The 24,540-nt window shown below is 70.7% G+C and carries 18 protein-coding genes; 7 read left to right on the forward strand and 11 right to left on the reverse strand.

Annotation, left to right across the window (positions count from 1 at the left end):
• Positions 1-129: 129 nt before the first annotated feature.
• Positions 130-1,035: a permease-like cell division protein FtsX gene (gene ftsX, locus ACFPCY_RS24040; RefSeq protein ID WP_378258736.1), complete on the reverse strand. Its 906-nt coding sequence runs from the start codon at positions 1,033-1,035 to the stop codon at positions 130-132.
• A 216-nt stretch (positions 1,036-1,251) separates the two neighbouring features.
• Positions 1,252-1,941, reverse strand: coding sequence for a cell division ATP-binding protein FtsE (ftsE, locus tag ACFPCY_RS24045; protein ID WP_117361649.1), 690 nt, complete (start codon positions 1,939-1,941; stop codon positions 1,252-1,254).
• A 374-nt stretch (positions 1,942-2,315) separates the two neighbouring features.
• Here ftsE and ACFPCY_RS24050 point away from each other — a divergent pair, with 374 nt between their 5' ends.
• Positions 2,316-2,501: a hypothetical protein gene (locus ACFPCY_RS24050; protein WP_378258738.1), complete on the forward strand. Its 186-nt coding sequence runs from the start codon at positions 2,316-2,318 to the stop codon at positions 2,499-2,501.
• Positions 2,502-2,582: 81 nt separating this feature from the next.
• Here ACFPCY_RS24050 and ACFPCY_RS24055 read toward each other — a convergent pair whose 3' ends face one another.
• Positions 2,583-3,650 carry a DUF8094 domain-containing protein gene (locus ACFPCY_RS24055; RefSeq protein ID WP_378258739.1) on the reverse strand — a complete coding sequence of 356 codons (1,068 nt, stop codon included), beginning with the start codon at positions 3,648-3,650 and terminating at the stop codon, positions 2,583-2,585.
• A 116-nt stretch (positions 3,651-3,766) separates the two neighbouring features.
• On the opposite strand from ACFPCY_RS24055, the gene prfB reads away from it, so the two are divergent.
• The gene (prfB, locus tag ACFPCY_RS24060; RefSeq protein ID WP_378258740.1) at positions 3,767-4,888 is read left to right on the forward strand and encodes a peptide chain release factor 2; all 1,122 of its coding nucleotides are present in this window, start codon (positions 3,767-3,769) and stop codon (positions 4,886-4,888) included.
• 263 nt (positions 4,889-5,151) lie between these two features.
• Positions 5,152-6,165, forward strand: coding sequence for a DUF8094 domain-containing protein (locus tag ACFPCY_RS24065; RefSeq protein WP_378258742.1), 1,014 nt, complete (start codon positions 5,152-5,154; stop codon positions 6,163-6,165).
• Between the two features lie 86 nt (positions 6,166-6,251).
• On the opposite strand, the gene ACFPCY_RS24070 is transcribed toward ACFPCY_RS24065, so the two are convergent.
• On the reverse strand, positions 6,252-7,031 hold the full coding sequence (locus tag ACFPCY_RS24070) for a hypothetical protein (RefSeq protein ID WP_378258744.1): 780 nt from the start codon (positions 7,029-7,031) through the stop codon (positions 6,252-6,254).
• 228 nt (positions 7,032-7,259) lie between these two features.
• Between ACFPCY_RS24070 and ACFPCY_RS24075 the strand changes: the two genes are divergently transcribed.
• Positions 7,260-7,826, forward strand: coding sequence for a GNAT family N-acetyltransferase (locus tag ACFPCY_RS24075; protein ID WP_378258746.1), 567 nt, complete (start codon positions 7,260-7,262; stop codon positions 7,824-7,826).
• 132 nt (positions 7,827-7,958) lie between these two features.
• On the opposite strand, the gene ACFPCY_RS24080 is transcribed toward ACFPCY_RS24075, so the two are convergent.
• Positions 7,959-8,840 (reverse strand): methyltransferase domain-containing protein, encoded by an 882-nt coding sequence (locus ACFPCY_RS24080; protein WP_378258748.1) that lies wholly within the window; start codon positions 8,838-8,840, stop codon positions 7,959-7,961.
• A gap of 542 nt (positions 8,841-9,382) precedes the next feature.
• Here ACFPCY_RS24080 and ACFPCY_RS24085 point away from each other — a divergent pair.
• The gene (locus ACFPCY_RS24085) at positions 9,383-9,583 is read left to right on the forward strand and encodes a DUF397 domain-containing protein (RefSeq protein ID WP_378258750.1); all 201 of its coding nucleotides are present in this window, start codon (positions 9,383-9,385) and stop codon (positions 9,581-9,583) included.
• Between the two features lie 389 nt (positions 9,584-9,972).
• On the opposite strand, the gene ACFPCY_RS24090 is transcribed toward ACFPCY_RS24085, so the two are convergent.
• The 4 genes from ACFPCY_RS24090 to ACFPCY_RS24105 form a co-directional block, all read right to left on the reverse strand.
• Positions 9,973-10,314 (reverse strand): hypothetical protein, encoded by a 342-nt coding sequence (locus ACFPCY_RS24090; protein ID WP_378258752.1) that lies wholly within the window; start codon positions 10,312-10,314, stop codon positions 9,973-9,975.
• An 89-nt stretch (positions 10,315-10,403) separates the two neighbouring features.
• Positions 10,404-11,570: a helix-turn-helix domain-containing protein gene (locus tag ACFPCY_RS24095; protein WP_378258753.1), complete on the reverse strand. Its 1,167-nt coding sequence runs from the start codon at positions 11,568-11,570 to the stop codon at positions 10,404-10,406.
• A gap of 647 nt (positions 11,571-12,217) precedes the next feature.
• Positions 12,218-17,056: an NAD-glutamate dehydrogenase gene (locus ACFPCY_RS24100; RefSeq protein WP_378258755.1), complete on the reverse strand. Its 4,839-nt coding sequence runs from the start codon at positions 17,054-17,056 to the stop codon at positions 12,218-12,220.
• A 596-nt stretch (positions 17,057-17,652) separates the two neighbouring features.
• Positions 17,653-19,296 (reverse strand): serine/threonine-protein kinase, encoded by a 1,644-nt coding sequence (locus ACFPCY_RS24105; protein ID WP_378258757.1) that lies wholly within the window; start codon positions 19,294-19,296, stop codon positions 17,653-17,655.
• An 846-nt stretch (positions 19,297-20,142) separates the two neighbouring features.
• On the opposite strand from ACFPCY_RS24105, the gene ACFPCY_RS24110 reads away from it, so the two are divergent.
• Together ACFPCY_RS24110 and ACFPCY_RS24115 are read left to right on the forward strand one after the other, a co-directional pair.
• Complete coding sequence (locus ACFPCY_RS24110; RefSeq protein WP_378258759.1) at positions 20,143-20,847, forward strand: C40 family peptidase; 705 nt, start codon at positions 20,143-20,145, stop codon at positions 20,845-20,847.
• A gap of 156 nt (positions 20,848-21,003) precedes the next feature.
• Entirely contained in the window at positions 21,004-21,627 is a 624-nt protein-coding gene (locus ACFPCY_RS24115) for a hypothetical protein (RefSeq protein ID WP_378258761.1), read from the forward strand.
• A 20-nt stretch (positions 21,628-21,647) separates the two neighbouring features.
• On the opposite strand, the gene ACFPCY_RS24120 is transcribed toward ACFPCY_RS24115, so the two are convergent.
• Together ACFPCY_RS24120 and ACFPCY_RS24125 are read right to left on the reverse strand one after the other, a co-directional pair.
• Positions 21,648-23,612 carry an acetoacetate--CoA ligase gene (locus ACFPCY_RS24120; RefSeq protein ID WP_378258763.1) on the reverse strand — a complete coding sequence of 655 codons (1,965 nt, stop codon included), beginning with the start codon at positions 23,610-23,612 and terminating at the stop codon, positions 21,648-21,650.
• Positions 23,613-23,742: 130 nt separating this feature from the next.
• Entirely contained in the window at positions 23,743-24,456 is a 714-nt protein-coding gene (locus ACFPCY_RS24125; protein WP_378258765.1) for an HAD family hydrolase, read from the reverse strand.
• Positions 24,457-24,540: the final 84 nt, after the last annotated feature.

A 24,540-nucleotide genomic window follows, 5' to 3' on the forward strand; every position in this document is an offset into this window, starting at 1 on the left:
CGGTTCTGGTCGGAAACGCCGGCCCGACGCTCGGTCGGGAACACCGGCCCAACGCGGAGCCGCCCGCGTCCGGGAAGGCGGACGGGGCGGCATCGCTGCGCCGGGCCTCGGCCCAGTGTAGGCGGGTGATCAGATGCGCAGGTAGCGGCGCAGCGTCAGGAAGGACGCCACGGCGCAGAGCAGCACGCCGAAGCAGATGGCGACGATGATCACCAGGGACACCGAGCCCCAGCCCAGCCTGGACGCCATCTGGATGTTGCTCGCGAGCCGGTCCACCAGCAGCATCTTGGAGAAGACCAGCAGCACCGCCGCGAGGATGCCGCCGATGAGCCCGGCGATCGCGCCCTCCAGGATGAACGGCAGCTGGATGTAGGTGTTGGACGCGCCGACCAGCCGCATGATCCCGGTCTCCCGGCGCCGGTTGAACGCCGACAGCCGGACGGTGTTGCCGACCAGCAGCACCGCCGCGATCACCTGGATGCCCGCGATGATCAGCGCGGCGCTCTGCAGGCCGCCGAGGATCCGGAAGAACTTCTTCAGGATCTCCTGCTCGTTGATCACCTGGTCCACGCCGGGCTGGGCGAGCATCGCCTGGGAGACGGCCTTGTACTGCTTGGGGTCCTTCAGCCGGACGCGGAACGAGTCGGGGATGTCGCCGGGCTTGGTGCTCTGCACGAAGCCGGGGGTGGAGGAGAAGCGGTCCTTGAACCGCTCGTAGGCCTGCTCCTTGCTCTCGTACTCCACCTTGGACACCTGGGGCAGGCCCTGCAGCCGCTGCTTCAGCGCGTCCTTCTGCGACTGGTCGGCGTCCTTGCCCGCGCAGGTCGGGTTGGACGAGGTCTTGGCGCACAGGAAGATCGAGACCTCGATCTTGTCGTACCAGTAGTTCTTCGAGGAGTTGGCCTGGTTGTGCAGCAGCAGACCGGTGCCGAAGAGCGCCATGGCGATGGCGACGGTGATGACGAGGGAGATCGTCATCGTGAGGTTCCGGCGGAGACCGATCCAGATCTCCTGGAGAACGAACTGTGCGCGCATGCCTCGCTGTCCTTGATCGCCTGTGCCCCGGTGGGAGCGTCGAGTGCCGGTGCAGGCTACCTGCTCTGCTACCGCTGGGCCGGGCGGGCCGGACCGGGGGCTTCACCCCTGGTACGCGGCGTCCCGCCGTCGGGTTCGGTGGCCGTGTCCGCTAGTACGCCCGGCCGTTCCGCTGGTACGCCTGGCCGTTCCGCTGGCACGCCTGGCCGTACACGCCTAGTACGCCTGGCCGTACACGCCGCGCGACTGGTCGCGGACGACCCGGCCGTCCTCAAGCTCGACGACGCGCTTGCGGAAGGCGTCGACGATGGCGGCGTCGTGCGTGGCCATGACGACGGTGGTGCCGGTCCGGTTGATCCGGTCGAGCACCTTCATGATGCCGATGGAGGTGGCGGGGTCGATGTTGCCGGTCGGCTCGTCCGCCAGCAGGATCATCGGCCGGTTCACGAAGGCGCGCGCGATGGCGACGCGCTGCTGCTCGCCACCGGACAGCTCGTCCGGCATGCGGTGCGCCTTGCCCTCCAGGCCGACCAGGTCGATGACCTCGGGGACGACCTTGTTGATGAACCGGCGTGGCTTGCCGATCACCTCGAGGGCGAACGCGACGTTCTCGAACACGTTCTTGTTCGGCAGGAGCCGGAAGTCCTGGAACACGCAGCCGATGCGGCGGCGCAGGTGCGGGACCTTCCAGTTGCTCAGCTTGTTCAGGTCCTTCCCGGCCACGTGGACGTGCCCCTGGGACGGCCGCTCCTCCTTGAGGATCAGACGCAGGAAGGTCGACTTACCGGACCCGGACGGGCCGACCAGGAACAGGAACTCGCCCTTCTCGATGGCGACGTTCACGTGCTGGAGGGCGGGCCGGTTCTGGTTCTTGTAAGCCTTGGTGACGTTGTCGAAGTGGATCACGGCTGCATCACGGCGGTTTCAGCACCATTCTTGCGAAGGACCCGCGCGGACCCGGGGACGGACCACTCAGCGTAGCCCTCGGACCTACATCGGGCTCGGAACACTCGACCTTAGGGGCTGGATCCGCGGAACCGGTAACCGATGGCCCGCGCACCCCGTCCCACCTGCGACGAGTCCGGCCGCGCGCGCCGCCGGAACCGGGACCGGCTCGACGGACCGCGTGGCCCCGTGCAGTGTAGAGGCGGGAACGGGCCGACTCGACCGCACGGACCCTGACCGGCACCAGGACTTTACAGCCGGGACGGGGCGTTTGCCGGAGAATCGCGCCTAAAGTTCTCAGTGACAGATAGTTCCCGATCGAGAGGGGCAGCCGGATGAGCTGCGAACATCTGGTCTGCGCGAACTGCTCGGGGCCGGTCGTCGAGGGCCGCTGCCCGACCTGCCGGGCCGCCCGCGCCGAGGTGCACCGGCACGGTCCCGCCGTCCCGCCCGCCCTCGTCCTGGCCGGGCTGGTGGCGCTGCTCTTCGTGGCGCTGCTGCTCCAGCGCCTCTACGGCTGACCCTCCACGCGCCCCCGCCGAGGGTTATCCCCCGCCGCTTCCCGGCCGACGGGCTCTCCCGGCGCGTGGACTCCGCCGGCGTCAGCTGGGCTTCGGGGTGGGCGCGTTGGCCTTGCTGATCGTGCCGAAATAGCCGATGACGTCGGCCTTCGGCAGGTTGGCGTTGCTCTTGGGATTGGCGGGATCGGCCGCCGCGAGCTGGAGCGTCTCGGTGTAGTCGATCTCATACCCGGGGACGGTGCCGTCCAGCAGATGGGCGGTCTCCGGCGGGATCGGCGGCTTGCGCTTCGGCCGGTCCTTCGACTTCACGTACAGCGAGTTGTTGCGGAACAGGGAGTACAGCACCAGCCCCCCGCCCTGCTCGGTGCGCAGCGCGAAGATCGGGTAGGGCGTGGCGACGACCACGCTGGAGAACCCGAGCCCCTGGTGGCGGGCCTTCTTGCGCGCCGCCTGGATGTCGGCGTTCATCCCCGTCGTCACCGGCCCGGACGCCATCACCTTGGACGCCACGCTGGACGGCCCCTCGGCGGCGATCGTCGCCTGGATGCCCGGCAGGTCGCGCGGCCGGATCAGAACCGAGGTGTCACCCGTCAGGAGCGCGGTCGCGTAGCCCTGGCCGTCCAGGACGACCTTGGGCAGCTTCGCCTTCGGGTCGAGGTCGGTCTCCAGGCTCAGCTTCCACTGGTCTCCGGGCGAGCGGAGGATGAAGGCCATCAGCGCCGTGCGGGTGCTCTTCGGCTTGCCCTGTTCGGTGCGCGGAACGGCCGCGACGAACCATTGCGGGAACGTCTTCACTTCCTGGAACTTCGGCACGTAGAACGTCGGCTGGCCATAGCTGAACCGCGGCACCGGGTCGCCGTCGTGCGACGCCTTGCGGAACTCGGCCGCCGTCAGCGCGTACTGGCCGTCCACGACCCAGCTCAGGGCGAGCCGCTCGTCCCCGGACGCGCGCGCGACGTCGTCGTTCACCGACCACGACCGGAACCGGTCGGCGGCGAGCTGCGGCGTCAGCGGGACGGGCGTCGGCGTCGGACGCGGCGGGGCCGGGGTGACCTTCGCCTTCGTACCACCGCCGCCGCACGCGGACGCGGACGCGGCCAGCGCGAGCAACGCGAGGACGGCCGTCGCCGCCCGGTCGATCCTCGGCACCGCGCCCCCTCGCAACCGCCCGCCGGCCTCCCGCGGCCGTCCCCTCGTGATTGTGCCATTCACAGGGTATTGGGCGATCGCTCGGGCACTGGCCGGACGGCGATAAGCTCTGTGATGTGGCTGCCATCGACCCGCAAGATCAGCTCAAGGAGCTCGACGCGACGCTCTCCGGCATCGAGCAGGTGCTCGACCTGCCCGGCATGGAGCGCGACATCGCCGCGCTGCGCGAGCAGTCGGCCGACCCGGAGCTCTGGAACGACCAGGAGCGGGCCCAGACGGTGACGCGCAAGCTGTCCCACCTGGAGGCCGAGCACAACCGCGTCACCGGGCTGCGCCAGCGCCTGGAGGACGTCGCGACGCTCTACGAGCTGGCCGGCGAGATGGACGACGCCGACACCCGCGCCGAGGCCGACGACGAGCTGGCCGCGGTGCAGAAGGCGGTGCAGCAGCTCGAAGTCCGCACGCTGATGTCCGGCGAGTACGACGCCCGCGAGGCCCTCGTCACGATCAACGCCCAGGCGGGCGGCGTCGACGCGGCCGACTGGGCGCAGCAGCTCCAGCGCATGTACATGCGCTGGGCCGAGCGGCACAACTACCCGACCGAGGTCTACGACACGTCCTACGCCGAAGAGGCGGGCATCAAGTCGACCACGTTCGTGGTGAAGGCCCCCTACGCGTACGGGACGCTGCGCGGCGAGCACGGCACGCACCGGCTCGTCCGCATCTCCCCCTTCGACAACCAGGGCCGCCGCCAGACCTCGTTCGCGGGGCTCGACGTCGTCCCGGTCGTCGAGCAGAGCGACCACGTCGACATCGACGAGAGCGACCTGCGCATCGACGTGTACCGGTCGTCCGGTCCGGGCGGCCAGGGCGTCAACACGACCGACTCGGCGGTCCGCATCACGCACCTGCCGACCGGCATCGTGGTGTCCTGCCAGAACGAGCGCTCGCAGCTGCAGAACAAGGCGACCGCGATGAACGTCCTGCAGGCCAAGCTGCTGGAGCGCAAGCGCCAGGAGGAGGCCGAGAAGATGGCCTCGCTGCGCGGCGAGGGCACCAGCTCGTGGGGCACGCAGATCCGCAACTACGTGCTGCACCCGTACCAGATCGTCAAGGACCTGCGCACCGGCGTCGAGGCGGGCAACCCCACCGCCGTCCTGGACGGCGACATCGACGAGTTCATCGAGGCCGAGATCCGCTGGATGCGCCAGCAGGAGGCCGAGACCGGCGCCTCCTGACCGGGGACCGAGACCGGCGCCTCCTGGCGGGAGGCCTGGACCGGCGCCTCCTGACCGGAGGCCCAGACCGGTGCCTCCTGACCGGAGGCCTGGACCGGCGCCTCGTGACGGGAAGCCTGGACCGGCGCCTCCTGGCGGGAGGCCACGCTCCGACAGGGCAGGCAAAGCGGGCATTGCTCTCATAACGCATTCAGAGCGTGACGCTCCCATGACTCTGCGATGATGTTGGGTGGAACGAGTCACCTCTCCCCTCGGGGGCCGTCATGCCGCCAGCCCGGAACCATCCCGCCCGCGTCCTCGCCGCCGCCTCGCCCCGTGGGCGGGCCGCCGCGGCGGCCGTGACGCTCCTGGCGGTCGCGCCGCCGGCCGCCGCGTGCGGGAGTTCGGACGCCGGGGCGAGCGGGCCGCCCGCGCTGACGCGCGATCAGGCCCGCCAGGTGGTGACGTCCTACGCCGGGACGGCCGAGGAGGCGGGCAGCAAACTCGACGCGTCCGTCCTGCCGAAGGCGGAGACCGACCCGCAGCTCGCCATGGACACCGCGGCCGTCAAGCTGCGCCGCGCCACCAAGGCCAAGACCGGCACGCTGAAGTTCACGCACGTCAGCGTGGCCGTCCCGCGGATCTCCGGCTATCCGCGCTGGTTCGCCGCCGACGCGGTCAGCGGCACCGGCAAGGACGCGCTGCGCCACGCGCTGCTGTTCACGCAGCAGAAGGCGGGCGCGCCGTGGCTGCTCACCGCCGACCCGTTCCCCACCGACGCCGCGATCTCCCGCGTCGCCCTGGACAAGGACGGCTACGCGACGACCGTCAACCCGTCCGAAGGCGGCCTCGCGATCGCGCCCGACCGGATCGCCGCCGCCCACGCCGCCCTGCTGAACGAGGGCCCGAAGGCCGCCGGGGCGTCCGAGCTGGCGCCCGGCCCGAAGACGACCGAGGCGTTCGCGGCGCTGCGCCAGGCCGAATCCGGGCTGCAGAAGGACGGCATCACCCTCGCGTCCCGGTTCGAGCCCGACGGCCCTGCGAAGGTCTACGCCCTGCGCACCCGCGGCGGCGGCGCGCTCGTCTGGTACGTCCTCAAGCAGAAGGAGGCGTACTCCGCGGTGAAGAAGGGCAAGCTCACCGTTACGGGGGACCTTGTCGGGCTCGCCCCACCGTCGTCCGTCTCCACCCGCATGGACACCGGCGTGCTGATCCAGTACCTGGCGACCGTGCCCGCCGAGGGCCGGGCCACCGTGACCGGCATGTACCGGAAGGCCGTGTCCGCAACCGGCCACTGAGACCCCGTCGGGGCCGGTGCGCTCCGCTCTTCCTGACCGCTGCAGCGGTCGCGCACCGGTCCCCGACGGTCCACCACGCGCGACGGTCAGACGATCTCGGCGAGGCGGCGCAGCAGGGCGATGTGCCCGTCGAGGTCCTGCGGACGCGTTCTGCCCGGCAGGACGGTCATGACCACGCCGTCACGCAGGCTCCACGCGGGAACCTCGCTGTCCAGATGGGCCTGGACGGCCTCGTCCGAAAGGCGGGCGCGCGCCTCCGCGGGCTCGATCTCGAAGCGCGCGTCGAAGGCGTCGGCGTCGGTGGGCGTGCCCGCCAGCGATCCCATCAGCTTCGCCCCGAGCCCCCGCTCGCGGACCTCCATGTCGGCCGCCCCGTCCCCGATCCGGACGGTCAGCACGGTGAGATGGTAGGTGACCGCCTCACTCCGCCCGACTCCAGCAGGCCCCGTCCCAGCCCCGGCGGCCCCGCTCCCAGCCTCGGCGGCCCCGGTCCTGCCCCCAGCGTCGGCACCGGCCCCTGGCGCAGCGTCGGCCGCGGCCCCGGCTGCTGCCCCGGCTCCGATTCCAGCGACGGCGCCGACCGGCTTCCGCACGGTGTAGGAGCCTTCACCGATCGCGGCGTCCCGGCCGTCGATCCGCCCTTCGAGGAGCACGCCGAGCCTGAAGTCGGGCCGCCCGACCCGATCGAGCCACGGCGCCTGCAGGTCCCCGGCCGCGAACGTCCAGTCCTGCGCGTCCGCCCACTCCCGAACCCCGCGGATCCGGGCCTTCTCCTCGCGGCTCTGGACATACGCCACGCCACCCGCGACCGCGGTGACGGCGATCACCGCCACCACCGGCGCCAGGACCAACTGGGTACCAGACACGCGTCCCTCCCCTTTCCCTAAGGGACGAGGAAGTTCGATCTCCAGTTCCGCTCATGCCCACTACAGGCCCGACTCCATCAACCCTCTCCGGATGCCGCCGCATCTCCGCACGTCAGCCGCCCGGCCCCGCCCCTGGCGGCAACCATCAACTCACCGTCACGCAAGCTCTACCGGCTCGGCCACCGAGACCGCTTGACCTCCTCGCCCCGGCTTCGGCACCCTCACCCCATGCTGGAGATCAGGCCGGCCGACGCCGGAGACGTCGCGGCCGTCCTCGGCCTGTTCGACCGCGCCGTCGAGTGGCTCGTCGCACGCGGCCAGACCGGCCAGTGGGGCGACCAGCCCTGGACGGGCGACCCGGACCGCACGGCCCTCATCGAACGCCTGACCGCAGCCGGCGGCGCCCGAGTCGCCGTCCTCGACGACCGGATCGTGGGTTCGATCTCGCTCGGCAAGGCCCCGGACTACGTGCCCCCCGCAACGGTCTCCGAGCTCTACGTCGAAGCCCTGGTCACCGACCGCGCCCACAAGGGCCGAGGGATCGGCTCGGCCCTCCTCCAGCAGGCCCGCGACGAAGCACTCGCCGCCGGCGTCACCCAACTCCGCGTCGACTGCTGGGCCGGAGCGAACGGCGCCCTGATCCGCTACTACGAACGCGAAGGCTTCACCCGAGACACGGAATTCGTCGTAGCCGACCACCCCCGAGGCCCCTGGCACGGCCAAGTCCTAGTCCAGCCCCTCCGCCCCGAAAACCCGAGCCCCCGGTCTCCCATCAGTGCCCGTGACGGCCGCTGACGACGCAGGCATAACGCACTCGCGACGGCGGCTACGTCAACATCGGTCTCGGCTACTTCCCCAAGCCGTGCATCCCAAAAGATGGGGCAGCCGCCGAACTGGAAAAATGCAGGCCATCGCCACTGGACGGCATCACGCCATTTCAGCGCCGATGACGACATTGCCCGGGAAATCGAGCCACACGCTCTGCCCGTCAGCGCCCACGGTGATTCCGTATCGTGTGAAGTCGGGACGTCCGTCCTGCTTCCAACGCTCTTCCGCCTCGTAACCGACGCGCGGGAGAAGCCGCTGGTCCCGCAACGGCATGAAGAACGCCTGCCCGATGAATCGCCCCTCCGCGACACCATCCGGCTGGACGACCAGTCGCGCGAGCCGTCCGTCCGGGTGCACCGTCTCAGCCCAAGGCACGAGAATGACGCCGCCCGGCCGAGTCTGCTCGACCCACGCATAAGGAACGGTATGCGCGGCAGCCGTCACGATGATCCGGTCATACGGAGCACCCGCCGCATACCCTCGCTCCCCATTTCCCGTGATGACCTGCACCGGATACTCGGCCCGCCCCAAAGCGTCCCGCGCCCGATCTGCCACCTGCGCGTCGATCTCGACACTGACCACGTTCTCGCTGCCCAGCATGTGTGCCAGCAGCGCGGCGTTGTACCCGGTCCCCGTGCCGATCTCCAGCACCCGCATCCCAGGCTCCAGCTCCAACGCCTCGATCATCTCGACCATCAACGAAGGCGCACTGCTGGAACTCGTGGAATTCATCCCACGCCCGGTGGCCGGATCGCACAACTCAGCCGGAATTGCAGGATCACGACGAACCCGAGTGACAACCGGCTCGTCCCCGTCCACGTGCTTCCGCCACCGGCCCGGAGCATCCTTCCGATGAAGCGGAACCAGGTAGCCGTGTTCACCCCGCACAAAGATCTCGTCCGGAATGAACATCTCCCGCCGGACCGCCTTGAGCGCATCCCGAACGTTCACTGCTTCCCCGTCCCCTTGCAGAGGACGCACGTCATCCACACCTTGTTGCCGTCGTCTGACGCCCACGTCCCGCCCTTACCGCCACACCCCGAGCAGTCCACTTCCTTCTTATGCTTCCCCATCACACTCCCTAATGTGATCGACCACGAACGCTCAGTAAACACTCGCACCGACCCCGACGAACATCCCCGCCGAGCAACACCCTTCAGCCCTTCCGGAGACTCGCGGAACGCCCTGCCGTGAGGAATGTCTTCAGGAACCGCTACGCCCTGAGGCGTGGACGAGTCTCATGAGAGCCGTAAAGCCGGGTCCACGACCTTTGAGCAAGCGCAAAACCGCGTCCACCCAGCCCACGCCAAGACGAAACAACCGCAATCGTCTGAGCAAGCGCAGCACCAGCCCTTGCCAGGCCCAGCCAGCCGGTCTTCTTGAATGCCGCCAGGAATGAACCGGCTCCTAACGGGTACGCCCAGCAGACCCGATATCTCAATACTCCACCTCCGCTTCTGACCGAGACACCGCGGAGATCATCAAGTCCTGAAGCAGGACGGTCTCAACCCTTGAGGTGACTCATGTTCGTGGACGGTCCCCCCACCCTCGAATGGCGCAGGTCCAGTCACAGCAGCAGCAAAGGGCAATGTGTCGAAGTCGCGAGCATGCCCCACGCCCGCGCTGTCCGTGACAGCAAGGATCCCGACGGCCCACGCCTGATGCTTCGCCCTGAGACCTGGGGCTCCCTCGCCGCAGCGATCAAGTCGCACGACGACTCCTGACGATCACCTCCCTCACGCCCCCACGCTCGTGCCGCCGGCGGGACGTCGCCGGGCTCGGCGTCCAGAGCAGCGAGGTTCTCTTCGGCGTAGGTGCTGATCAGCGCGATCGTGGACGGCAGCATCCCGTGCCTCCGCATCGCATCGCTGAAAGCAGCCTTCACGACCTCGGTGGCGAGCCGCATCGCTGCGGCTTCCGACCGGCACGCCGTTGCGCCATCCATGTCACACGCCTCCTGCGGTGAATACCGAAACGAATCGAGCGGTCGCTGTAGACGAGAGTCGGCAAGACCGGTGCCCTGCCCTGGTGACGCGATCACGCGCGCAACCCGGCGACGACGCACTGGTGACCCGATCACGGGCGCGACCCGGTGGCGACGCTGGTGACGCGATCACGGGCGCGGCTCGGCGGCGACGCGCAGCGCTCGCGCGATCGACGCCGCGACGCGCGAGGCGTCTTCGACCGGCCCGATGGAGCAGCCGTTCTCAGCCCAGGTGAACGACCACCCCGTGGCCGCGTCGAAGTCACATCCGACGTCGGCGAAGAGCGCGACGTTCGCGGAGTTGAACACGAACAACACCGGACATCCCTGGCGAGCGACCAGTCCGGACCGCACTCCCGGCTGCGTCTCCCCGACCACCTGATGCAGGACTTCCAGAAAGGTCCTGCGTTGGCTGGAGGGCAGCGGCCGATCCACCGCACCCCCAGCCTTCCGATCTCCGTCGAAGCTCATGACAGAAAGCTAGAAGGAGGCTGACGCAGTGTCATTGGCACTCTCGGAGAGTGACCGCCGGAAGTACCCCGTAGGGCCAAGAGCCCAGCTCAGTACTCCAGATGGACGAAATCGGCCAGGTCCCGCATGTCCGCCGTCAACCTCCGTCTCTTGGCCACGATCAGGCCGAGCACATCCCTCGCGTAGCGCTGGTTGGTGATCCACTCCGGAGCGTCCCGCCTGATGCCCTCCAAGATCTCGAACGCCTCCGGATACTGCCTGAGCTGCGTGCGCGCCTTCGCCACATCGAGCAGGTGACGGTTCCGGTTGTTGGAGGTCCGCCGAAGGTCCCGCGCGGGGATGTGCTCGGCCATCGCGATGACACGATCGGGACGGTCTTCGACCATCGCGTTCTCCGCCCGCTTCATCGCGACCGTCAGGGGACCGAACGCGCGAAGGAAGTCTCCTTCGGGCGAGTACTCCGAGCCCATCGCGACAGCCGCGGACCGCGCCAGCCTGATCGCGTCCTCCGCCTCCCCGGGCCGGTTGTCCCTGACGGCCGCGGTGCTCAACCGGATCAGCAGCCATCCCCATGCGGACAGTTCCGCCGCGGTCGCCCGGGACATACGGGGTTCCACCTCATCGGCCCATTCGACCGCGAGGTCGAGCGCGCCGCGGAGGTCTCCCCGGCGCATCAGCAACCAGCATCTGGTGCTCACCACGGCCGCACCGTCGAGCCGGTCCGGGGCCTCGTCGAGCGCTCGACGAAGAGCCACCTCGGCCGCATCGAACTGTCGCGTCTGCGTGAGCAGCCACCCCGCGTGGTGGAACACCCGTGACCGGACGGAACGCCCTTCGCCGTCGAGGGCTCCCGCCTCTCTGAGGAGATGCGGCAGAACACCGGCCAGATCGGAGTAGCGATCACCGGAGAACATGGGCATCGCCGCCTCCAGTGCCGCTCGGACCTCCTGAGGTGTGGGAGGTTCCTCCGTCACGGCGAGCGGTGCGGGCCGGAGCAGGGCATCCTTCATCGGCTTCCAGATGTCCGAACTCATCGTCTCCGGCCGCTCGACCTTGACGATCAGTTCGGAGGTGGCGACATGGAGTGCCGCCGCCAGCCTGCGCAGGGTCTCCAGCCGGGTGTCCTCACGCTCCCCTTGCTCAAGCTTGCGGATCAAAGAGAGCGAGACGCCGGAGCGGGTGGCGAGGTCCTTCTGCGTGAATCCCCTGCGCTTGCGAACGGACTGGAGCCGTTCCGCGAGGTTCGGCGCGCTCATGGGGCCATCGTAGGTACCAGAACCTCATCCCCTGAGGGTCATCGAAGAAGAAGACTCCGGCCCCCGCACGATTCCGCTGAGGTCACCGAGCGGTCCAAGGTTTTCGGGGGTCTGGGGGCGGGGCCCCCAGCTCGGGTTTTGGGGCGGGAGCCCCAATGAGGACGGCCCGAGCGAAGCGAGGTCCTTTTCGAGGAGGGCACGCCGTGGAGCGAGGTCCTTTTCGAGGAGGATGCGCCGTGGGGCGAGGTCGCTCTCCAGGAGGGCTCGCCGGGGTGGTGGCCGGCTCGGGATGCGGGGGCTCGCGGGTGGGGCGATTCGCGCGGGGCGCGGTCGCCTGTTTCTTGTGAGCGGCTTCGCTTTCGGGGCGGACGCGGCCCATCTTGCGGAGGATGGCGGCCATCACGGCGACGGCCGTCGCGATGAGCGGCCACACCTGGGACGGATGCATGACTGTGTTCCCTTCGTCACGGACTGCTGACACGACCATCCTCAGGGCGCGTGACACCGGGTCACAAGTCGATGCCCAGGCTGTGGATAACCTCAGCGCACGACGGCGCGACGCTGCGGCGTCGCGCGGGCGAGGACGTGTCTCCAGACATGCGGAAACCCCCGTCCTCGGAAGGGGACGGGGGCTTCGGCGGGTGGGGCTACAGGCCGCTGGCGTTGGCGAGGGTGCGGATCGCGCCGAGGGCGACGGAGAGGGTCGCCAGGTCGAAGCTGTCGCTCTCCCAGATCTCGGTCAGGGTCTGCTGGGCCCGGGTGACGGCCGTGCGGTTCTTCTCGGCCCAGGCGGCCAGGCGCTCTTCCGGCTGGGTGCCGGAGGCGGAGGTGACCAGGACGTCGCGGGTGAGGGCCGCGTGGGCGCCGTACAGGTCGTCGCGGAGGGCGGAGCGGGCCATGGAGCGCCAGCGGTCGTCGCGCGGGAGGGAGATGATGCGCTCGCGCAGGCGGGTGATGTCGAGGCGGTCGGCCAGGTCGAAGTAGACCTCGGCGACCTCCTCGACTGGACGGCCCGTGTCCTTGCCGATGGTGACCAGGTCGAAGGTGGAGAAGGCCGGGACGAACATGGCGGCCTTCTCGGCGAGCTCGTCCGGGACGCCGCGTTCGGCGAAGGAGTCGCGGCGCTGCTCGAAGGCGGTGAGGTCGGGGCCGGTGAGCAGCTTGGGGAACTGCGCCGACAGGTCGACCGCGCCGCCGCCGAAGTAGTCGATCGTCTCCTGGATGTCGAACGGGGGGCGCCGGTGGTGCAGCAGCCAGCGCGCGCCGCGCTCGGTCAGCTTGCGGGCCTCCAGCAGCATCGCGATCTGGGTCGACTCGTCCACCTGGTAGTCCAGGGCGTCGACGGACTGCCAGAAGCGCGGCATGTCGAAGACCTCGCGGGCGACGAGGTAGGCGCGGGCGATGTCGGAGGACGACGCGCCCGTCTCCTCGTTGAGCCGGAACACGAACGTGATGCCGGAGTTGTTGATCACGTCGTTCACCACGGCGGTGGTGATGATCTCGCGGCGCAGCGGGTGCCGGTCCATGTGCTCGCGGAACCGCTCGCGGACCGGGGTCGGGAAGTAGTCGACCAGCCAGGACGCCAGGTAGGGGTCGTCCGGCAGCCCGTTGCGGATCAGCTCGTCGTCCAGGGTGAGCTTGGCGTAGGCGAGCAGCACCGAGAACTCGGGGCCGGTCAGGCCGAGCCCGGCCTGGCGGCGCTCGGCGAGGGCCTTGTCGTCCGGCAGGGACTCCAGGCGGCGCTTGAGCTTGCCGTCGCGCTCCAGTTTCCGCAGGTAGCGGGCGTGGACGTGGAGCATCGCGGGAGACTGCGCGCGGGACGCGGCGAGCACCACGTTCTGCGCGTAGTTGTCGCGCAGCACCAGGTCGCCGACCTCGTCGGTCATCTCGTAGAGCAGGCTGTCGCGCTGCTTGCGGGTCAGCTCGCCGTCCCGCACGACCTGGTCGAGCAGGATCTTGATGTTGACCTCGTGGTCGGAGGTGTCCACTCCGGCCGAGTTGTCGATGAAGTCGGTGTTGACCAGGCCGCCGGCGCGGGCGTACTCGATCCGGCCGAGCTGGGTGAGGCCGAGGTTGCCGCCCTCGCCGACGACCTTGCAGCGCAGCTCCGCGCCGTCCACCCGGACGAGGTCGTTGGCCTTGTCGCCGACGTCGGCGTTGTTCTCGGTGGACGCCTTGACGTAGGTGCCGATGCCGCCGTTCCAGAGGAGGTCCACCGGCGCGCGCAGGGCGGCGTGGATCAGCTCGTACGGGGTCATGGAGAGCACGCCGTCGGCGATGCCGAGCGCGCGGCGCATCTCCGGGGTGATCTTGATGGACTTGGCGGTGCGCGGGAACACGCCGCCGCCCTTGGAGATCAGGGACGTGTCGTAGTCGGCCCAGGAGCTGCGCGGCAGCGCGAACAGCCGCTGCCGTTCGGCGAACGAGCGGGCGGCGTCGGGGTCCGGGTCGATGAAGATGTGCCGGTGGTCGAACGCGGCGACCAGCCGGATGTGCTCCGACAGGAGCATGCCGTTGCCGAACACGTCGCCGGACATGTCGCCGATGCCGACGACGGTGAAGTCCTCGTTCTGGATGTCCTTGCCGAGGGAGCGGAAGTGGTACTTGACCGACTCCCACGCGCCGCGCGCGGTGATGCCCATCGCCTTGTGGTCGTAGCCGACGGACCCGCCCGACGCGAACGCGTCGCCGAGCCAGAAGCCGTACTCGGCGGCGACGCCGTTGGCGATGTCGGAGAACGTCGCGGTGCCCTTGTCGGCGGCGACGACGAGGTAGGGGTCGTCGCCGTCGTGCCGGACGACGTCCGGCGGCGGGACGACCTTGCCGTCCACGAGGTTGTCGGTGAGGTCGAGCAGGCCGGAGATGAACTCCTTGTAGCAGGCGATGCCGCCGGCCTGGAACGCCTCGCGGTCGGACGGGTCGGGCAGCTGCTTGCCGACGAACCCGCCCTTCGCCCCGGCCGGGACGATCACGGTGTTCTTCACCGCCTGCGCCTTGGCGAGGCCGAGGATCTCGGTGCGGAAGTCCTCGCGCCGGTCGGACCAGCGCAGCCCGCCGCGCGCGACGGACCCGAACCGCAGGTGGACGCCCTCGACCCGCGGCGAGTACACGAAGATCTCGAACTTGGGCTTGGGGAGCGGCAGGTCCGGGATGCCCTCGGGGTCGAGCTTCAGCGCCAGGTACGGCTTGTTCTGGTAGTGGTTGGTGCGCAGGGTCGCCTGGATCAACGCGAGGTAGGCGCGCAGGATGCGGTCCTCGTCGAGGCTGGCGACCTCGTCGAGGCGGCCGGTGACCTCCTCGGTGATGCCTTCGGACCGCTCGGTCTCGCCGCCGGCGAGCGCCGGGTCGAGCCGCGACTCCCAGAGCCGGACGAGCAGCCGGGTGATGCCCGGGTTCCGCAGCAGCACGCCCTCGATGTAGCGCTTGGAGAAGGACGTCCCGGTCTGCCGCAGGTACATGGCGTAGGCGCGCAGGATCATCGTCTGCCGCCAGTTCAGCCCGGTGTGCAGGACGAGCGCGTTGAAGCCGTCGTTCTCGATGTCGCCGCGCCACAGCGCCTCGAAGGCGTCCTGGAACAGCGTCTTGACGTCGTCCTCGGGGACGTCGGGGGCGGGCACGTAGCGCAGCCCGAGGTCGTAGATCCAGTACCGGCGTCCGTCGGAGGTGCAGATCTCGTAGGGGCGCTCGTCCACCACCTCGACGCCCATGTTGGACAGCAGCGGCAGCACCCGGGTCAGCGAGATCGGGTCGCCGAGCCGGTAGATCTTGAGCCGCCGCTCGCCGGGCTCGGCGCTGTACGGCTCGTACAGGTTGATCGAGGTGTCCTCGGACGCGGCGGACGGTCCCGTCCCGAGCGCGTCGAGGCGGCGCAGGTCGTGCACGGCGGTGCGGGCCGGGAAGTCGGCCTTGTAGCCCTCGGGGAACGCGTCGCCGTAGCGGCGGGTCAGCTCGCCCGCCTTCTCCTCGCCGCACTGCTCGACGATCGCGTCGGCCAGGTCGTCGGCCCAGGAGCGGGTCGCGGCGGCGAGCCGGGCCTCCAGCTCCTCGACGTCGACGTCCGGCAGCTCCTGGCCGCGCTCGCCGCGCACGACCACGTGCAGGCGGGCCAGCAGGGACTCGGTGACGTTGGCGCTGTAGTCGACCGCGACGCCGTGGAAGGCGCGGCGCAGGATCTCCTGGATGCGCAGCCGGATCTTGGTGGTGTAGCGGTCCCGCGGGAGGTACACCATGCAGGACATGAACCGCCCGTAGGCGTCCTTGCGCAGGAACAGCTTGAGCTGGCGGCGCTCGCGCAGCCGCAGGACGCCGAGCGCGATCGGCAGCAGCTCCTCGGCGGAGACCTGGAACAGCTCGTCGCGCGGGTAGGTCTCCAGGATCTCGACGAGGTCCTGGCCGTCGTAGCTGCCGGGGGTGAACCCGGCCATCTCCAGCACCTGGTCGAGCTTGCGGCGCAGCACCGGGATGTGCGCGATCGACTCGCTGTAGGCGACGTGCGTGAACAGGCCGAGGAACCGGCGCTCGCCGACGACCTCGCCCTTCTCGCCGAACTTCTTGACGCCGATGTAGTCCAGGTACAGCGGGCGGTGGACGGTCGAGCGCGAGTTCGCCTTGGTGACGATCAGCAGCTTCTTCTCGGTGGCCTTCTCGCGCACCTCGGGGGGCAGCGCGGCGAAGCCGCCGGACTCGGGCTTGTCGTTGCGCAGGATGCCGAGCCCGGTGCCGGGGACGGGGCGCAGGGCGGTGCCGTCCTCGGTGAGGGTGTAGTCGCGGTAGCCGAGGAAGGTGAAGTGGCCGTCGGCGAGCCAGTCGAGCAGCTCGACGGTCTCGGCGCGCTCGTTCTCCGCGACGGGCGGGGGCGTCCGCCCGACCATCTCGGCGATCTCGTTCGCGCGGGCGCGCATCTTCGGCTCGTCCTCGACCGAGACGCGCACGTCCTGCAGGACGCGCTGGAGGTCGGCCTCCAGCTCCTCCAGCCGGGCCCGCTCGCTGGTCCGGTCGATCTCGATGTGGATCCAGGACTCGTCGATGTCGGTGGGGCTGTCCAGCTTGGCGCGGAAGCCGCGCAGGTGCCCGGCGACGTCCCGGTCCACGCCGAGCAGCGGGTGGACGATCATGTGGGTGGTGTAGTGGTGCCGGTTCAGCTCCATCGTCACCGAGTCCACCAGGAAGGGCATGTCGTCGGTGACCACCTGCACGACGGTGTGCCCGGGGTCCCAGCCGCACTCCTCCAGCGTGGGGGTGAAGACGCGGACCTTCGCCCGGCCCTGCGGCCGCTCCTCGCCGAGCGTCCGGTGCGCCATGGCCGGACCGCAGATGTCGGCGGGGTCGCGGTCGAGCAGGTCCTCGGGCGCGACGTGCCGGTAGTAAAGGCGGAGGTAGGCGACCGCGTCGTCGAGATCGTCCCCCCGCGAGGCGGAGCCTTGGAGACAGGTCTCCGCCGCCCTCCTCAACAGGTCGTCCTTGGCCTGGTCGAGCTTGCCGCCCATCAAACAACTCCCGAAGAAGAGACCTCGCCACTCCGTTGTGGCGCTGCTCACTTGCGTCAGCGTAGCCAGGAATGACCAAAAAGCCGACTTGGACAGCGCCGTTCTGACGCACCGGTCACCTGGCGGTCGCATGGCGGAGGTCACGGTGGTTTCCGGCCGCGTTCGGCCGGTTGGGAGAGTGCCCGCGAGGTCGTCGCGGACGCCGTCTCCAGCGGCTTCCAGCCTACGGCGCGGCGTCCCGGCGCGCGGCGGACACACGCCAACACGCCGATTCGGGGGCCCGCGGCGAACGCCGTCCGAAAGTGGATCGTCCCAGCGCATGGCCGGGTCCGGCCGGTGAGACGTGGCGAAGATCACGTTTCGGGACGGCCCGGAGCGGACACGGCACGCCGAACCACCGGAGGGCGAGGGGCGTCGCGGCGTGGAGGGACGGACCGGAGATGCCGGTGGGACGGGCGGGTCCGCGAGCGTCCCGGCGAAAGCTCGGCCGAGCGCGGAAGAGCCCCTCGGCGGGGCGCGGACGCGCGGACGGAACGCGGCCTCGCGGCGACGGTGAAACGCGGTCCGGCCGGATTACGGCCGGACCGCCAAAGGGATTAGTGACCGGAGTTCGACGGCTTGCCCTGGCCGCTCGAGCTGCCTCCGCCTCCGCCGCTTCCACTGCCGCCTCCGGACGGCGAGGACGGCGTGACGGGCGGCGGCGAGGACGGCGGCGGCGAGTGCGTCGGCGTGCCGGTGTGCGTCGGCGTGCTCGTGTCGCTGCCGGTCGGCGTCGGGTGCGTCGGCGTGGACGAGTCGGTCGGGGACGGCGACGAGGTGTCGCTCGGCGTGTCGGTCGGCTCGTCGGTCGGGGTGACCGTGCCGGTCGAGTGGTGCCGGGTCGGCACGGTGGCCGGACGGGACGGCGCCGTGCCGGACGGCTCGCTCGTGCCCGGCTGCGGGTCGTTGTCGCCGACCTTCTGCGTGGCCGCGCCGTTGCCGCCGGGGCTCAGCGCGAGCACCGCCGAGACGATGACCACCGCGATCAGCGCCGCGACCGCGCCCGCGAGCGCGGCGGCGCGGCCGGTGCCGAGCCTGCCGGTGAGCGACGAGCGCCGCGCCGGGCCTGCCTTCGGCTGGGTGGTGCGCGCGTCGAACGGCGCGATGCCGCGGGTGCTGCCGAGGTCGTCACCGCCTTGCTGCGCGGCGAACTCGGCGGGAGTCGGCAGCCGGGACGGCCCCTGGCCGGCCGTCGCGGCCCGGTCGGGCGCCGGCGGCTGGACCGGGATCGGGGTCGGGCTCGTCCGGCGGCGGCCGAACCGGCGCCGGTGCCGCTCGTTCTCCTCGGCGAAGTCGGCGGCGACGACGCTGCCCGCGGCGAGGATCGAGGTCTCGTCGTCGGCCTGCGCCGGCGCGGGCGCGATCGGCGTGGCCTGGGTGCTGTAGTCCTCGTGGCCGAGCAGCCGCATCAGCACCTGGCGGGCGTGCGGGCGGGACGAGGGGTCCTTGGCGAGGCAGTCGACGACCAGGTCGCGCAGCGGGCCGCCGAGCTCGTCCGGGCCGCCGAGGTCCGGCTCCTCGTGCAGGATCCGGTTGATGACGGCGGGGATGGTGTCCTGCCCGAAGGGCGGGCGTCCGGTGGCCGCGAACGCCACGGTCGCGGCCCAGCAGAACACGTCCGCCGGGGTGCCCGCGCCCTCCGCGCGGATCTGCTCGGGCGCCATGTAGGACGGCGTGCCGATCACCTTGCTGGTGAGCGTGGTGGAGCCGCTGATCGCGCGCGCGACTCCGAAGTCGATGACGCGCGGGCCGTCCGGGCCGATCAGCACGTTGTGCGGCTTGAAGTCGCGGTGGACGATGTCGCCCTGGTGGATGGCGGCGAGCGCGGTCGCGGTGCCGACCGCGAGCCGCTCCAGCGCCGCGCCCGCCAGCGGGCCGTCCTCCAGCACGAGCTGGTTCAGCGACGGGCCGGGAACGTACTCGCTGACGATGTAGGGCCGGTCGCCGGTCGCGTCCGCGTCGATGACCTGCGCGGTGCAGAACGGCGCGACGCGCTTGGCGACGTCGAGCTCGCGCAGGAACCGGGCGCGGGCCCGGTCGTCGGCGGTGAGGTCGGCGTGCAGCAGCTTGACCGCCACGCGGCGGCCGTCCTCGCCGGTGGCCAGGTACACCGTGCCCTGGCCGCCCTCGCCGAGCCGGCCGATCAGGGCGTACTGTCCCAGCCGCTCCGGGTCTCCGGACCGCAGCGCCCCAACCTCCATGTCGCGAGACCGCCCCTCTCGTGTCGTCGTCGGACCGAACCGTTCCGGAGCCGTCGCGGCGTCCCCGCCCGCCTCGGTCGGTCACGGGCCGCGACCGCACGGAGCGGTCCCGGTGAGTGTGGGACGCCCCAGCACCCGGGGAGGTTCACCCGTCCCTGCGACCTTACGACGCGATCTGACCCGACACGCCGCATCGGACGGTTTCGGTCCACTCCAGCCTAGTGGGAAGGGACGGGCCGCGATACCGCACAATCCCGGCGCCATCCCACATTTCCCCAGGTGAGAACCGTATTTTCGAAGAATTACATGAGTGTGATCGACACGGCCGGGGTATCGGTCCGCCTGACGATCTTGCAAGGAGGTACGACAGGCATGTCCATCCCCTTAAAGGCCGTGACCGGCGCGGTCCCGCTCACCGTGACCCTGACGCTCGCGTTGGGTACCGGAGTGGCCGAGGCGCGGCCCGTCCCGGCGGAGATCCCGGCAGGGGTCCCGGCGCGGGACGGCGGCCCGACCGCGAGTCCGGAGCAGATACCGGCGGCGAACCCGGAGCGATCCGGGGACGAACGACCGACGGGAGAGCAACCGAATCCGAACCTTTCCACCACGCGACGTTCCGTCGAACGGCGGGCCATTACCGTCAGGTCCGCACCATCGGCGGACGTGGCGCGAGCGAAACAGGCGGCGAGGGCATCGGGAAGAACGTCCCGCGCCGCACGACCGGCCGGACGGCCCGCACGTCGCGAAGCGGCCCGGACGCCGCACACGCGTACCGGAAGCACCGAGCTCGGCGCCCGGACGCGCGTCGCGCGACGCGAGGCCGTCCGGCGGCAGCGCGCACGGTTGATGCGGCGCTGGCAGGCGCGCGCGGAACAGGCCGTCCGCTTCGCAACGTGGCAGATCGGCCGTCCCTACGTGTGGGGCGGCAGCGGACCGAGGGGCTTCGACTGCTCAGGTCTGACCCAGCAGGCCTGGCGGCACGCCGGGGTCAAGCTGCCGCGCGTCGCCGCGGACCAGTACCGGGTGACCCGTCCGCACGTCCCGATCAACCGGCTGCGGCCCGGCGACCTCGTGTTCTTCCACGGGCTCGGGCACGTCGGGATCTACGCCGGGAAGGGGCTGTTCATCCACTCGCCCCACACCGGCCGGACCGTGACGTTCGAGCGGCTGCGCGGCTGGTACCGCGCGAACTACGTCGGGGCCGCACGTCCCGGGTGGGTGCCGTTGCCCCACCTTCCACCCGCGCCGCCGGCGGGGGCCGACTCGGACGCGAACCCGGCCGCGCAGCCCGCCGCGCAGCCCACCGAGCAGCACGCCGGGCCGCCCGCCGAGCAGCAGGCCGCGCAACCCGCGGCGAAGCACGACGCGCAGCACGACGCGCCGTCCGCGGCGCCGTCCGACGCGTCATCGGCCGAGCAGCCCGCGGCGCAGACCGCCGCAGAGCCCGCAGGACAGGCCACCGCGCAGTCCACCGCGCGGCCCGCTTCGGAGCCCGCTGCGCAGTCGGGCCCGCCGCCTGAGGCGTCGCCGAAGGACTCGGCACAAAACTGACCGTCCACCGGTCCGCGGTGCGTCCGTCCGTTGCGAGTCGGCCACGCACCGCGGATCGGTGTCCGGAGAGGACGCCGCGGATCGACGGCCAGCGCGGACACGCCACGGCCCTCCGTGCGGACGGCTCGCCCGTCTCGGGCTCGGATAATCGAACGCATGAGCTTCCTGGACGGACGACGCGTCTACACCCGCGCCGACCTGATGGCCGAGCGCGGCATCGGGCGCAGCACGCTGGAGAAGTGGTTCCGCGAGCGCGCCGCCAACGGCCATCCCGAGCCCGTGGGGACGGTCGGCTCGCAGAAGGCGTGGGACGCCGACGCGTGGGACGCCTGGTACGCGGCACGCGAGTCCGAGAGCATCCCGGACGGCCTGCTCACCCGCGACGAGCTCGGCGCGAAGCACGGGCTGAGCCGCCACCGCCTCAAGCAGCTGTGGAGCGAGCGCGCAGGCAACGGGCATCCCGCGCCCGCCCGCCAGGTCGGCAAGGCGCTGTACTGGGACGACGCCGAATGGTCCGCCTGGTTCGCCGAATACGAAGCGAACACCGCGAACGCCGCGCACGCCGCCGCGCACGAGCAAGACCCAGACGACCTGGTGACGCTCGCCGAAGCCGCGAGGATTCTCGGGCTCGCCCAGTCGAGCGCCACCGTTTACGCGAAGCGTCCTCCTGCGGGCTGGCCTACGCCCGCGCACGAGGAGCAGCTAGGCGGCGGACGCGTCCGCCGCCTTTACCGCCGTTCCGACGTCCTGGCCTATGGCGAGAGCCGTTCGGCCAAGTAACCGAGGCTTTCGCCTAAAGGTCAGCTCTCGGATTCGCGCAGGTAGTACTTCAGGACTTCGGGGTTCGCCATGGCACCCGTGTTCGCGGCCTTCTCGATCGGGGTCCCCTGGAGGATCTTCCTGACCGGGACTTCGAGCTTCTTCCCGGACAGCGTGCGCGGGACGCCGGGCACGACGTGGAACTCGTCCGGAACGTGCCGGGGCGACAGCGCGGACCGCAGCTCGCGCTTCAGCCGGTCGGCCAGCTCGTCGGTGAACTCCTCGCCCTCGGCCATCTGGACGTAGAGCAGGAGCCGGCCCTCCTCGCCGAGGCGTCCGGTGTCGATGACGAGGCTGTCGGCGATCTCGTCGAAGCCCTCGACGACGCGGTAGAAGTCGGCGGTGCCCATGCGGACCCCGCCGCGGTTCAGCGTCGAGTCGGACCGGCCGTAGATGACGCAGCCGCCGTCCGGCCGGATCTTGATCCAGTCGCCGTGCCGCCAGACGCCGGGGAACATCTCGAAGTAGGACTCGCGGTAGCGGTGCCCGTCCTCGTCGTTCCAGAAGGACACCGGCATGCACGGCATCGGCTCGGTCAGGACGAGCTCGCCCACCTCGTCGACGACCGGCCGTCCCGACTCCGAGAACGACTCGATCCGGGCGCCGAGGCAGCGGCACTGGAGCACGCCCGCGTACAGCGGCAGCAGCGGGGACGGCCCGATGAAGGCGGTGCACACGTCCGTCCCGCCGGACATCGAGCCGACCAGCAGGTCCTTGCCGACTGCGTCGTACACCCAGGCGAAGCCCTCGGGCGGCAGCGGCGAGCCGGTCGAGCCGATGCCGCGCAGCCGCGACAGGTCGTACTTCTCGCCCGGACGACGGCGCAGCTTCATCGACGCGGTGATGTAGGGCGCGCCGACGCCCATGTACGTGACGCCGTTGTCGGCGACGAGCTGCCACAGGTCGCCGGGCGCGCCGTCGTACATCACCACCGTCGCGCCGACGAGCAGGCCGCCGACCAGGTAGTTCCACATCATCCAGCCGGTGGTGGTGTACCAGAAGAACACGTCGCCGGGGCCGAGGTCCTGGTGGAACGACAGCGCCTTGAGGTGCTCCAGGACGATGCCGCCGTGCCCGTGCACGATCGGCTTCGGCAGGCCCGTCGTGCCGGACGAGTAGACCACCCACAGCGGATGGTCGAACGGGACGTCCTCGAACTCCGGCTCCGCGCCCGGGCGCGGCAGGTCGGCGTAGGACATCCCGGCGCGCAGGCCGTCCGGCGTGGACGCCGGGTCGAGGTACGGGATCAGGACGGTCGCGGTGACCGTGGGCAGCGCGGCCTCGATGTCCCGGACGACCTCGCGCCGGTCGAAGCGGCGGTCGTTGTAGGCGTAGCCGTCCACCGCGATCAGGACCTTCGGCTCGATCTGCGCGAACCGGTCGATCACCGAGGACGCCCCGAAGTCCGGCGAGCAGGACGACCAGATCGCGCCGAGCGACGCCGTGGCGAGGAAGCAGACCAGCGCCTCGGGGATGTTCGGGATGTACGCCGCGACGCGGTCGCCGCGTCCGACACCGAGGGCGGCCAGGCCCGCGCGGACCTCGGCGACGTGCGCGGACAGCTCGCGCCGGCCGATCACGCGGTGCCCGCCCGCCTCGGACCGGAAGATCACGGCGGTGTCGTCCGGCTCGCCGGGCGCGAGCTCCAGGGCGTTGCGCGCGTAGTTGAGGGTCGCGCCGGGGTACCAGCGCAGGCCGTCCACCGGCATCTTCCCGCCGGTGCGGACCGGGCCGTCCCCGCGGTCGCCGAGCACGCCGAAGTAGTCCCAGACCGAGTCCCAGAAGGCGTCGATCTCGGTGGTGGACCACTTCCAGAGCTCGGCGTAGGACTCGGTGAGCACGCCCCGGTCCATCAGCCAGTTCCGGAAATGGGTCACCCGCGCGTTGGCCACCACCTCGTCGGACGGCTCCCACAGCGGAAGACCCTCGGGCACCTGCTGGGACATGCGTGAACTCCCCTCCAGCCCCGTCACCTCACGAGGCGTTCCCAGGATCGGACCCCGGAACCGTCCGGCGCAACCCTCGCGACTTCGGACGATTCCGGACGGCATGTGTGGGCGGCCCACACATGACGGCTCAGGGGGCGTCGGTCAGCTCCACGACAGCGCGGACGACCGCATCACTGTCCGACAGATCGGACAGCACGGCGTCCGCCCCCGCCGAGCGCAGCTCCGCGACCGTCGCGCTGCCCGTCGCGACCCCGATGATCGGAGATCGGGCGATATGCGCGGCCTGGACGTCGCGGGGATGGTCGGCGAGGTAGACGGTCTGCTTCTCGCCGTACGCCGCGCCATGGCGTTCACCCGCGCGCGTGCGCGCGAGCTCCAGCAAAGCCGCCTTGGAGTAGACACCGTTCTCGTAGCCGCCCGCCTCAAGGTCCAGATGGTCGGCGAGGCCCAGCTCGGTGAGCTTCAGCACCGCGTTCGGCTGGAGCGATCCCGTCAGGACCGACTGCACCGTCCCCGGCAGGCGGGACAGCGCGGCCACGGCCTCGCGCGCGCCCGGCAGCACGCGCCCCTGCGCGGCCAGATCGGCGCGGCGGGCCGCGAACGCGTCGGTCAGCGCGGCCGTGAACACGGGCAGGTGGTCGTCGGTCGTGACGATGTCGTTGAACGCCAGCGTCTCGAAGATGATCTCCGACTCGGTGCGTCCCGGCGTCGGGGCGAGCCGGACCAGCGGACGGCCCGTCGTGCGCCGGAACGCCTCCGCGTAGGCGTCCCGGGTGACCCGCCCGACATCCACGAGAGTGTGGTCCACGTTCCAGAGCACCAGGCGGTTCGTCGTCGGCATGGCGCGAGGTTAGCCGACCGTCCGCGCCCCCGGCATGCGAGGTCAGCCGAACCTCGCCACCGCGGACACCGGACGGCCGAGCAC

The sequence above is a fragment of the Actinomadura gamaensis genome (assembly GCF_042652125.1).
GTDB classification, from domain to species: domain Bacteria; phylum Actinomycetota; class Actinomycetes; order Streptosporangiales; family Streptosporangiaceae; genus Spirillospora; species Spirillospora gamaensis.